Source organism: Chitinophaga sp. 9-1-y (assembly GCF_059511905.2).
In genome coordinates this window covers 4,534,036-4,546,792 of the sequence record NZ_CM197955.1, presented here as the reverse complement: position 1 = coordinate 4,546,792, position 12,757 = coordinate 4,534,036, and the positions used below count along the sequence as shown (strand labels likewise).

The 12,757-nt window shown below is 47.1% G+C and carries 6 protein-coding genes; 5 read left to right on the top strand and 1 reads right to left on the bottom strand.

Annotated elements, in window-relative coordinates:
- Positions 1–405 precede the first annotated feature (405 nt).
- From AC5ZC7_RS17830 to AC5ZC7_RS17815, 4 genes are read left to right on the top strand one after another with little or no spacing between them, the layout of a single operon-like run.
- A complete protein-coding gene (locus AC5ZC7_RS17830; RefSeq protein ID WP_496157554.1) occupies positions 406–3,462 on the top strand; it encodes a SusC/RagA family TonB-linked outer membrane protein in 3,057 nt (1,018 codons plus the stop codon).
- Between the two features lie 30 nt (positions 3,463–3,492).
- Complete coding sequence (locus tag AC5ZC7_RS17825; RefSeq protein WP_496157555.1) at positions 3,493–4,962, top strand: RagB/SusD family nutrient uptake outer membrane protein; 1,470 nt, start codon at positions 3,493–3,495, stop codon at positions 4,960–4,962.
- Between the two features lie 17 nt (positions 4,963–4,979).
- Positions 4,980–6,635 carry a sulfatase-like hydrolase/transferase gene (locus AC5ZC7_RS17820; RefSeq protein WP_496157556.1) on the top strand — a complete coding sequence of 552 codons (1,656 nt, stop codon included), beginning with the start codon at positions 4,980–4,982 and terminating at the stop codon, positions 6,633–6,635.
- A gap of 21 nt (positions 6,636–6,656) precedes the next feature.
- A complete protein-coding gene (locus tag AC5ZC7_RS17815) occupies positions 6,657–8,276 on the top strand; it encodes a sulfatase-like hydrolase/transferase (RefSeq protein ID WP_496157557.1) in 1,620 nt (539 codons plus the stop codon).
- Between the two features lie 203 nt (positions 8,277–8,479).
- Here the strand turns inward: AC5ZC7_RS17815 and AC5ZC7_RS17810 are convergent, their stop codons facing one another.
- Complete coding sequence (locus AC5ZC7_RS17810) at positions 8,480–9,265, bottom strand: DeoR family transcriptional regulator (protein WP_496157558.1); 786 nt, start codon at positions 9,263–9,265, stop codon at positions 8,480–8,482.
- A gap of 314 nt (positions 9,266–9,579) precedes the next feature.
- Here AC5ZC7_RS17810 and AC5ZC7_RS17805 point away from each other — a divergent pair, with 314 nt between their 5' ends.
- A complete protein-coding gene (locus AC5ZC7_RS17805) occupies positions 9,580–12,747 on the top strand; it encodes a SusC/RagA family TonB-linked outer membrane protein (protein WP_496157559.1) in 3,168 nt (1,055 codons plus the stop codon).
- Positions 12,748–12,757: the final 10 nt, after the last annotated feature.

Sequence of the window (12,757 nt, the reverse complement as noted above, 5' to 3'; positions counted from 1 at the left end):
AAACTTGTGTACTAATAAAATTATGTTTACTTTTACGCCGTTGTTCGAAACACAGCACTGTCAACACTACTTACAGCAGGAACGAAAATCCATATAGTTTTTAGCACCACCACATAAAACTATCCGGAAGACACCGCTGTGGCAACAACACCATTCTCAACCAATAAAACATGCCAGATGTCAACATCTAACATCTTCACTATCGTGGGCGGAACAAGGTGCTGTTTCGTCTGTTGTACAATGCAGTAGCCATTTTCCGGCACCTTCTTTTTGATACTTATTCATTCATGCTGTTCATTCAACCAGGTGACAGTGGGTATGCTATGCCCTTTACTGATATTGTTGAGGCTTTCCTGCTATCTGATGTGATCATGGTACTGATCAGCAGATTAAATGTTGTTTAAAATGCGACAAATTTTACGAACGATACACCCGTTGAAGTCGGGCTTCTTCCTGTTACTTTTTTTTCCTGCGATCCTCCTGGCACAAACGCCCGGCACGCCTTTGATCAACTCCCACCTCACCGGGGTTGTGGTAGATGCCAAAACACACGAACCACTTCCGGGAGCGGTGGTAAATATTAAAGGCACTACCCATGGCGTATCAACCGACGTGGCCGGACGATTTACTTTTGTAACCGGTCAGAAATTTCCATATACACTCCTCGTTAGTTATATCGGTTATCGCCGTCTGGAAATCACTGCCAACGGCGAACACATCGAAATTCCGCTGGAACCGGTGCAAAGTCAGCTCAACGATGTAGTAGTGGTAGGTTACGGCACACAAAAGAAAAGCGACCTTACCGGCGCTATTGCCACCGTTTCCGGGCCTTTGCTGAAGCAATCAGTAAGTTCTGTAGACCAGGCGCTCAAAGGCGCTGTAGCTGGTGTACAGGTAACACAAACATCGGGGCAGCCCGGCGGAGGCGTGAGTATCCGCGTTCGCGGTGGTAGCTCCATACAGGGAGGAAATGAACCACTATATGTTATAGATGGATTCCCTGTTTATAACAGTGCTGCCAGTCCCGGTATTCTCACCGGTACCCCGGTAAATGCACTCGCCAGCATCAATCCTGGGGACATTGAAAGTGTAGATATCCTGAAAGATGCCTCCGCTACTGCCATCTATGGCTCCCGTGGCGCGAACGGCGTGGTGATCATTACTACCCGAAAAGGGAAGGCCGACAGGAACAACGTGACCTATGAAGGTACTTACGGAGTGCAATCGCTCCGTAAAAAAATTGATGTACTCAACGCACATGATTTTGCCATCCTCAGAAATGATGCCTTCTATGATACTGATCCTTCCAAAGGAAAATATCAATACCTGTCGCAAGCCGATATCGATAAGCTGGGCGCCGGCACCGACTGGCAGGATGCTGCATTCCGGACTGCCTCACAGCAAAATCATCAGCTCTCTATCAGTGGAGGAAGCGCTAAAACACAGTACTTTATTTCCGGCAACTACTTTAAGCAGGAGGGGATCATAAAAAATACAGACTTCTCCCGCATTGGCCTGCGTGCCAACATAGACGCGCAACCCTACGATAAATTGAAAGTCGGCGCTCATCTCACGGTGAGTAAATCCGACGCGGATGTTGCACCTTCGGGCATTATCACTTCCCTGTTGCAGATGCCGCCTACCGCTACCATCTATGATGCCGGTGGCAATTATACATTGCGCAATCCATTTGAAAATATTTTCGCTAACCCCATTGCTACCATACAGGAACAAATTAATAAATCTGCCGCCAACCGCCTCCTGGGTACTGCTTTCGCAGAATACAACCTGATAGAAGGATTAAATCTGAAGGTATTGCTGGGCACGGATGTGAGTAATAACACAGAAAAGAATTACATACCGGCTTCTATCTACGAAGGGCTGTTAACCAAAGGCAACGCCGCCAAAGGGACTTACAACAGCTATGCCTGGCTCAATGAAAATACCATTTCCTATAACCGGGTATTCCATAAACATTCGCTGGACGTACTGGCCGGATTTACACAGCAGGAATTTAAAAGTGATATCACCCGGGCCGGCGCACAGCGATTTGTAACCGATGACCTGACGTATAATAACCTGCAGGGCGGGTCTACGCTGGTACGACCCTTTTCCGACGCTACTGCATGGGTATTGCATTCTTATCTCTCCCGGGTAAACTATAATTACAACAGCCGCTATTATTTCACCGCCAGCATCCGTGCAGATGGATCTTCCCGCTTTGGTAAGGGAAACAAATGGGGCTATTTTCCCTCTGCTGCAGCTTCCTGGAGAGTAAATAATGAATCTTTCTTTGCACCGCTGTCTAAAAAAATCAGCGACCTGAAACTAAGGGCCAGCTTTGGAACCACTGGTAATCTCGAAATAGGAGAGTATCAGTCGCTCGCTACCTTGTACACGCTGGGATATCTTTTCGGGAAAGATATTGCCACCGGGTTTGCGCCTTCCCGCCTGGCGAATGACCACCTTGGCTGGGAGAAAACTTTCCAGTACAATGCCGGTATAGACATCGGTTTTTTCAATAACCGCCTGCTGTTAACCCTGGATGGCTATTATAAGAAAACCACCAACCTGCTTCTGAATGTAGAAATACCATGGACTTCCGGGCAGACCTCGTCCTTGCAAAACTTTGGCAGCGTACAGAATAAAGGCGTAGAAATAAGTGTGAGCAGTAAAAACTTCGTGGGGGCGTTTACGTGGGGGACAGATTTGAATGTATCGGTAAACCGTAACAGCGTGCTGACCATTGGTAACGGCGCGAAATCATACATCAGCGGCAACTACATCATACGTGTGGGAGAACCGCTGGGAAGTTTCTACGGCACCGTAACGGACGGTATTTTGCAAACCGGGGAAGAAGCTAAAAAAGGGAAATTTACCGGCAATGCAGTGCCCAAACCGGGAGACAGGTTGTATAAAGATATCAATGGAGATGGCACCTTTACTACGGCTGCCGACAGAGCGATTATCGGAAATGCCCAACCGGATTTTATTTTTGGACTCACCAACAACTTCTCGTGGAAGGGATTTAATTTATCCCTGCTGTTACAAGGTTCCTATGGTAATAAAATTCTGAACTCCAACCGGCAATCGCTGGAGTTGTTTAACGGACAGCAGGGCGCCGCATCCTCCGCACTCGACCGATGGACGGCAACAAATCCCAGTCAAATCATACCCCGTGCAAAGCTGGATCCAGCGCCGGTTTTCTCAGACAGGTTTATTGAAGACGGCTCTTTTCTGCGGGTGAAAACCATCACCCTGGGCTACACGCTGCCTAAACGGATCACCGGGAAGATATCGGCAGTCAACGTATTTGCCACCGCACAAAATTTGTTCACCTGGACGAAATACACCGGTTTTGATCCGGAGGTGACTTCCGGCAACAACGTATCACCTGGTACAGACCTGGGCATTTACCCCGTAGCGCGTACTATCAGCGCCGGCGCCAGGGTTACTTTCTGATCTATGTTACTTATCTAAAAATCAGCGCACATGAAAAAGATATATATAGTTATGCTGCTGGCCGTTACCTGGGCTGCCTGCTCCAGGCTGGACGAGCAGCCGGAAGCCGTGATCACTTCCGATAATTTTTATCAGAATGAAGCAGAAGCCAGTGCGGCGGTAACAGCCGCCTATCGCAAATTGTATGAAACGGGTCAGTCACTTTACAACAGCCTGTTCCAGATAGGCGTGGAAATGGCAACAGATGATTATGAAGCCGGGCCAAGAGCCCGCAATGCACATGTACGGGCCATTTCCGGCCTTACCCATGATGCCTCCAATGATCGCATGGAACAGCTGTGGAAGCAAAGCTATGATGCTATCAATGTATCCAATATCGCTATTGACCAGATTGCGTTGATCCGTAAAGGTAGTATCAACGAAACTGTTAGAACACGTTTGATCAATGAGGCGAAATTCCTGCGGGCATTACATTATTTTAATCTCGTGAGATGGTTTGGCCCGGTGCCACTGGTGCTGCATGCGCCGGCATCATTGTCGCCAGACGCTTTATACGTAGAGAAAGCGCCCGAACAGGCCGTATATCAGCAAATCATCCAGGACCTGCAGGATGCAGAACATCTGCCCGCGCCCGCGGAATATGGCCCCGCAGATATAGGCCGTGCTACTGCCGGCTCTGCCAAGAGCCTGCTGGCCAAAGTATATCTTACCAAAAAAGACTGGCAACTGGCCGCCGATAAAAGCAAAGAAATCATTGATCTCCACTGGTATGAACTGTTTGAGAACTTTGCCGATGTATTTAATGTAGCGAAGAAGAATGGCAAGGAACATATTTTTTCTGCACAGTTCCAGGGGAATGCTGCTTACCAGGGAAATAGCCTCGCCAGCCGCTCTGCTCCGAATGAGGTGCCGGGCATTAATGGCGATTATGCCGATGCCCTGCACAAACAGGGTGGGCTATACGAAAGTTTTGGTGAAGGCGATGCCCGCAAAGCTGTCACCTTTGTTACACAAATGACCAGCCCTACCGATGGTAAACTGTACACCTTTGAACCACATCTGAATAAGTATTACGATCCTGCAGTAGTAGGCAATCCCGGAGAATCATCCAAAAATCTGCCTATCATCCGGTATGCAGAGGTATTGCTCATTTATGCAGAAGCATTGAATGAAGTCAACCATGGCCCTTCTGCCGCCGCATACGATGCTATTGATGCGGTAAGACAAAGGTCCGGTGTACCGCGCCTGCAGGATGTGGCACCGGGACTAAGTGCGGATAATTTCCGGGACAGCGTTTTCCAGGAGAGAAGAAAAGAGCTGGTATATGAATACCAGCGTTGGTTTGACCTGGTAAGAAGGGGGCCCGACTATTACGTGAAAGTGCTGAAAGCAGCAGGTAAAACACTGGCGGCTCCCCGCCATATTCATTTTCCTACGCCGCAGCGGGAGTTGAACCTGAATCCAAAGTTGAAGCAAGACCCGCTTTGGGTGAACTATTAAAACATAAATACCAACGAATGAAATCAATATTATTCACGCTTGGCTGGCTCGCTATCAGCTATGGGAGCTTTGCCCAACCAAAGCAGGCCGCCCGTCCCAACATCATCCTGATTATGGTAGATGATATGGGCTACTCAGATATTGCACCATACGGCTCAGAAATACATACCCCTAATCTCAGCCGCCTGGCAGCAGAAGGATTGCGGCTACAGGAGTTTTACAACAACTCCATCTGTGCACCTACCCGTGCGTCTTTACTCACCGGGCAATCGAATCACAAAGCCGGGGTGGGCTATTTTAATGTGAACCTCGGGCTGCCCGCCTACCAGGGGTACCTCAATAAAGAATCATTGACACTGGCTGAAGTACTGAAGGACGCGGGGTACAGTACACTCATGTCCGGGAAGTGGCATGTAGGAGATGATAGTATTGCTTGGCCTAATCAACGGGGCTTCGACCAGTTTTTTGGTTTTATTGGCGGCGCCAGTAACTATTTTGATATTGGTAGCTATCCTGATAAGGCGCCACCAGTGCCGCTGGTAGAAAATAACCGTTCTTTCAACCTGCAACCAGGACATTATCTCACAGATGAAATTGCTGGTCACGCAGTAAAATTCCTGGATGAACAAAGTAAATTAAACAAGCCCTTCTTTTTGTATGTAGCCTACAATGCGCCACACTGGCCGCTGCAGGCGGTGCCGGAAGATATTGAAAAGTATAAAGGCCGCTACGCCATCGGCTGGGATTCGCTGCGCCGGGAACGGATTGCGCAACAAAAGAAATTAGGCATCATTGCTCCCAATGCTACCATTGCACCGGATCCGGAAGTACCTGCCTGGGAAAGCCTGACCTATGACGAGCAACAGCTATGGCAGAAAAAAATGGAAGTATATGCGGCCATGATTGATCGCATGGACCAGGGGATTGGCCAGATATTAACGAAATTAAAAGAGCTGAAGAAAGAAGAGAATACCCTCATCGTGTTTATCTCCGATAACGGCGCCCAGGGAGGTTTTATACCTATTGGCCGGAAAAGACCACGTAGTTCCGGTCCTATTGGTTCCGCAGGGTCCTACGACTACCAGGAGCAGAGCTGGGCGCATGTATCCAATACGCCATTCCGCTCTTATAAGGCGAGTGCTTATGAAGGTGGCATCAGCTCACCGCTGATCGCCTGGTATCCCGCTAAAATCAAGGCGGGCAGCATCGCACGGGGTACTGCCCACCTGATAGACCTGGCGCCTACATTTTATGAAATTGGCGGTGCTGTGTATCCATCTTCTTACCACCACATCAACACCCATCCTTTACCTGGCATTAGTTTAACACCATTGCTGTTTGCACAACAGGAAATTACCCGCAAAGTACCGCTCTTCTGGGAACGTGCGGGCAACAGGGCCGTGCGGCAAGGTAAGTGGAAACTGATATCTTCCTGGCCTTCCAAACAATGGGAACTGTATAACATTGAAACAGACCGGGCAGAAACCAACAACGTGGCGGCACAGGAACCGCTGGTGGTAAAAGAACTGGCCGCTGCATATGATAACTGGGCCAAAGAAAATGAGGTAGTGGATTATGACAAAATCAAACCTACCGGCCCGGCTGGATTTGCAGGCCCTACCGGGGGAAGCCAGCCTGCTCCCGGAAAACGAAGGGATGCAAGTAACAAGTAACAGGAATCCAAAAAAATGATCATGAGAAAATTATTGATGGTATTAACAGCCATAACAATATGGACTACTAACGTAGCCGCACAAACGAAAAAGCCTAATATCATTCTCATCATGGTAGATGATATGGGATATTCAGACCTCGGCGCCTACGGATCTGAAATACATACGCCCAACCTGGATCGCCTGGCTGCGGAAGGGTTACGTTTAAAAGAGTTTTACAACAACTCCATTTGTGCGCCTACCCGGGCTTCTTTACTCAGTGGGCAATATCAGCATAAAGCGGGCATCGGCTACTTCGATGTAAACCTTGGCCTGCCTGCTTACCAGGGCTTTCTTAATAAAGAGTCGCTCACGCTGGCGGAGGTGTTGAAAACAGCAGGGTATAGTACTTTGATGTCGGGTAAATGGCATGTGGGCAATGACAGTCTTTCCTGGCCCAATCAACGCGGCTTTGAAAAATATTATGGCGTAATTGGCGGTGGCGCCGACTACTTCGATGCAAAGCCAATGCCACTGGGCGGCGGACAATATCCTGTTGTGCTGGTAGAAAATAATCAGCGCCTGCATCCGGCCGACAACAGTTATTATTTCACCGATGAAATTGCGGGCCATGCCGTAAAATATCTACAGGAACAAAGTAAATCCAACAAACCCTTCTTTTTATATCTCGCCTTTAATGCGCCGCACTGGCCCTTGCAGGCCTTGCCGGAAGATATTGCAAAGTATAAAGGGAGATATGATATTGGCTGGGATTCGCTTCGCCACGAGCGCTTAATTCGGCAACAACAACTGGGTATATTGGACCCTCGTCAAACCATAGCGCCCCGTGATGAAGAAGTACCTGAATGGAATAGTCTCACCTGGGATGAAAAGCAACTCTGGAAATCGAAGATGGAGGTGTATGCCGCCATGGTAGACCGGATGGACCAGGGTGTAGGCAAGGTGCTGGATGCTTTGAAAGCCTTGAAGAAAGACGATAACACCCTGGTCGTATTCATTTCAGACAATGGTGCGCCTGCGGAAGATGTGGCACACTGGGGCCCCAAAGCTGCGAGGAACACCGGCCCGGTGGGAACTGCCGGCTCTTTTGAATCACAGGGTAAAAACTGGTCTTTCGTGTCCAACAGCCCCTTCAGGGCTTTCAAAAACTTTATGTATGAAGGAGGTATCAGTTCTCCGCTGATTGCCTGGTTTCCCGGTAAAATTAAGGGTGGTGCTATTTCCAAGGGAACGGCCCACCTGATAGACCTGGCGCCTACTTTCTACGAAGTAGCCAGCGTAAAGTATCCTGAAAAGTATAATGGCGTGAAGCCGAATGCATTACCCGGGAAGAGCCTTACCGGCCTGTTTTTCCGTGGCGAGGCATTGAACCGGGATGCGCCCCTGTTCTGGGAGCGTGCAGGTAACAGGGCTGTCAGAAAAGGCAAATGGAAACTGGTATCTATTTATCCGCAATATCGCTGGGAACTATACGATGTAGAGCAGGACAGGGGCGAAACCAACGATGTAGCTGCTAAAAATACACAGATCGTAAATGAGTTGTCTGCCGCTTATTTCGAGTGGGCGAAGCAAACCGGGGTAGTGGAGTATGAGAAGATAAAACCGGCGTCGTTGTTTGACAAGAAGCCGACGAAGAACTAGCATAAAGCAGAAAGCTGAAAGCATAAAGCAAAAAGCCATTGAGGCGAATGATTAAAGCGTATATAAATATCCGCAATGATCATTCGCCTCAATGGCTTTTTGCTTTATGCTTTCAGCTTTCTGCTTTATACACTGCCTGGTGCTTTGTAGAATACCTGGGTTCTTTGGCTAGTCAGGAAAACTTTGGTGGACTTTTTCCGGGTTTACAGGATCGTCAGGTTTTTCGCTTTATAGGCCTGCAATTCGGGGCTGTCGGCCGGGAGTTCAGTAATGAGGTAGTGAATGTCTTGCAGATCGGCTATTTTCATCTTCATGGAAGAATTCAGTTTCTCTGAAATAGCCAGTATGGCTACTTTATCAGTGGCCTTAATCATCGCCTTCTTTACCTGTATTGTTTCCCAGTCGGCATCGGTTAACCCATTCACCGGATCAATGGCATTGGTACCAATGATACAAAGGTCTGCTTTGATGTTGGAAAGATATTCAAACACTTCTCCACTTACGGTCATTTGGCTATAGGCAGAAATTTGCCCGCCGATGACAATTGTTTTTATCATGGGCTTATCAAGTAGCTCTACGGCGGAGAGTACGTTCACGGTAATAAACGTGGCGCGGAGGGTTGCCGGAATTTTTTTGATGAATTCCCGGATGGTGGTACCACCGCCAATCAGCACGATCATATCGTCCCGGAGCAGCTGTAATGTTTTCTCCGCGATGACCAGTTTATTGTTCTGCGCATAGGTTTGAGATTCATGCCCATAATGATAGGCAATAGACATGGCGCCTCCTTTAATCTTCACTACTTCCCCGTCTTCCGCCAGTTCATTCACATCTCTCCGGATGGTATCTTCTGACACGTTGATCAGTCCTACCAGTTCTGAATAGGTGATGCGGGTATGAATATTTACCTGCTGAATAATTAGCTGCTTCCTCGCTTTTTTAGTGAGGGAAGCAAAAGGAAGCTGCTCCTGCGTGTTCGGACTATCCATAGCGTTGCGACGATTCGAAGGTTGATGATAGTTAAAAATCCCAGCATTTGCAAAGATTCGGACTGCCGGGTAAAATAATATTAGCGCAAAAATATGCGTTCAGTATCGATTTTGCACTTTTGTCAGCATAAATAATTTTTCTGCAAAAGTTGTAAATTATTAAATTATTAATAATCAATTGTTTAATGTATTTACATTGTTCTGTATGCGCATTATTTGCAATAATTATCTGCAAATAATTTGCAGAAATGAATGAAATACCTATTTTAGAGCAGTATTTCCGCATTATTTGAAGAACTATCAACCAAACCACAATGATGAAAAATGTCATAAAGCTGGCAACTTTCACGAAACTGATGCTTCCTGTACTGAGCCTCTTGTTTTGTCTTGGGAGTTACGCCCAGACACCAGCCAACAAATCCATTTCCGGTACCGTGAAGGGACCTGATGGACAACAAATTATTGGCGCCACTATTTCCCTGTTGTCTGCCAAGGGAGTAGGCGCCGTTACCGATGCCAACGGAAAATTTACTTTAAACATCCCTGCCAGTCATGCTGCCGACATTTCCCTTGCCGTTAGTTATATCGGATATGAAAGGAAAGAAGTAAAAGTAGCGCCTGGACAAACACAGGTGAACATTCAGCTGGAACAGGCTTCCAAAGCCCTGGGCGAGCTGGTGGTGACTGCGTTGGGTATCAAAAAAGATAAAAAAGCCCTGGCATATGCCGTAACCGAAGTGAAAGGCAGTGAATTTACCCAGGCCCGTGAAATTAACGTAGCAGATGCATTGACCGGTAAAATTGCCGGTGTAAATGCCTCCGGCCTCGCCGCCGGTCCTGGTAGCTCCAGCCGCGTTATTATTCGTGGTACCGGTTCATTGAATGGCGACAATCAGCCGCTGTATGTAATTAACGGTATGCCGATTGATAACACTACCCAGAGCGTACCTGCCAGTGGTAACGGCGCCATTGGTCTGAACTCCGATCGTGGCGATGGTATTGGTGGTATCAACCCGGATGATATTGAAAGCATTACGGTGTTGAAAGGTGGCCCTGCTGCCGCGCTGTATGGCGCCCGTGCCGCTAATGGAGTTATCCTCATTACCACTAAGAAAGGGGTTAAACAAAAAGGAATAGGCGTGGACTATAACTCCACGCTCACTGCTGAAACACCGGCCATTATCCCGGATTGGCAGTATGAATATGGTTCCGGCGTGAATGGTGCCAAACCAACTACGCAGAGTGCTGCAATCAGCGCTGGTCGCCTTTCCTGGGGACCCAAAATGGACGGCAGCAATGTTATACAATTCGATGGTGTAAGTCGCCCGTATTCTCCACAAAAGAATAACATCAAAAACTTCTACAGAACGGGTACCACTTTTACGAACACCGTCTCTTTTGCCGGAGGAAATGACAACACTACTTTCCGTGCCTCCCTGTCAGATATGAATAATCATGGACTGGTACCTAATCAGCACCTGAATAAGAAAATATTTTCTGCCAGCGTAAATTCTAACTTGAGCAAAAGACTGTCTGTTGAAGCTTATGCACAGTATAATATTGAAAAAGCAGAGAACAGAAGTGGTGTATCGGATGCGCCAGGCAATCTGAACTGGAGTACCTATATGCTGGCTAATACCGTAGATATCCGGAATATGAATCCCGGCTATGATAAGGACGGAAATGAAGTGAAATGGAATCCTTCTGATTTTGCCGGTAACCCGTACTTTATTCTTAACAAGTTTAAAAATGATGATAACCGTAACCGCTTTATCGGTAACGTCAGCATTAAATATAACCTCCTCGAAAACCTGTTTATCCGTGGCCGTGTAAACCATGACTACATGAACGCTGGTTATGTGGGTATTGTGCCTACCGGTACAGCCTATGCGTCCGACGGTTTCTATGCGCAATCTTCCACCGCGAGCTCTGAAACAAACGGAGAACTGACATTGAACTACCAGGCAAAGCTGGGTAAAGATTTCGGTTTAACAGCGATGGCAGGTGGTAATCAACGTAAATCGAAATCTGATGCGATCGTTTTTGATGGTAAAGGCTTCTTCGAACCAGGCTTTTATGATCAATCCAATGTAAAAAACTTAAGTATCAAGAATATCAACCAACGCCAGGCAACCAATTCCTTGTTTGGTTCACTGGATCTGTCTTTCAGAGACATGTTGTTTATCACAGCTACCGGCCGGAACGACTGGTTCTCTACTTTGTCTCCTAAGAAAAATAATATATTCTATCCTTCTGTAGGTGCCAGTTTCCTGCTGTCAGAAGCACTGAAAATGCCATCCTGGATAGACTATGCCAAAGTGAGATCTTCCTGGGCTAAAGTAGGGGGTGGTGCGCCATTGGCATATGCACTTAACCAAACTTATAGCATGGTGCCAGGTGGTGGGCATTTGGGGCAGCCTTTACAAACACCTACACAAACCAATGGTGTTGGTTCCGGTCTGCTGATTGCGCCTAACCAGGACCTGAAACCATTTACGTCCACTACTATTGAAGCTGGTATCGAAGGCCGCTTTCTGCATAACCGGTTATCTGCCGACATCACTGTATACAACCGTAAAACAACCGATGATATCATGCAGGCAGCTATCTCTCCTGGCTCCGGTTACAACTTTGCTTATCTGAACGTAGGTGAAATGAGCAATAAAGGAGTGGAGCTGATGCTGTCCGGTACACCCGTTAAACAGAAAAACTTTTCCTGGGATGTTAGCGTGAATGCTGCCTACAATAAAAACGAAGTGCTCAAACTCAATGAAGGCCTCGATAACCTGCAACTGGATGCCGCCGTTAATAGCTATGCTTTCCTTTTTGCTGAAGTAGGTAAACCTTACAGTATCATCAGAGGCTTTGCCGCTAAGAAAAATGCACAGGGCCAAACGATCTACAATAAAGCAAATGGCTACGAAGTAACAGAACAGAAAGATCTGGGAACAGGCATCTCTCCATGGACCGGTGGTATCAGTAATAGCTTCCGTTACAAACAATTTAACCTGAGCTTCCTGATCGATGGTAAATTTGGTGGTCATATCTATTCCGGTACTAACCTGTATGCTACCCGCTTTGGTTTGAATAAACTGACCTTGCCAGGCAGAGAAGAAGGATTAACCGTAACCGGCGTTGATACGGATGATAAACCTTTCACCAAAACATTTACCTACACGAACGGTCTGCAGCAATATTATGACAACTTCAAGAATATCTCTGAGAAGTTTGTGTATGATGCCAGCTTTATCAAATTAAGACAAGTAGTATTCACGTATACTATTCCAACAAAAGCCGTCGCTTTCGCAAAAGTACAGGCAGCCTCTGTTTCCTTTGTAGCCAGAAACCTGCTTATACTGTATAAAAATTCTCCCAATATTGATCCGGAGTCTACTTTCAGCAACGCCAACGCTCAGGGCTTTGAAATGTTTGGAGTACCACGTACCAGAAGCTATGGTATAAATCTGATGGTAAAACTGTAGTTCACGTTTA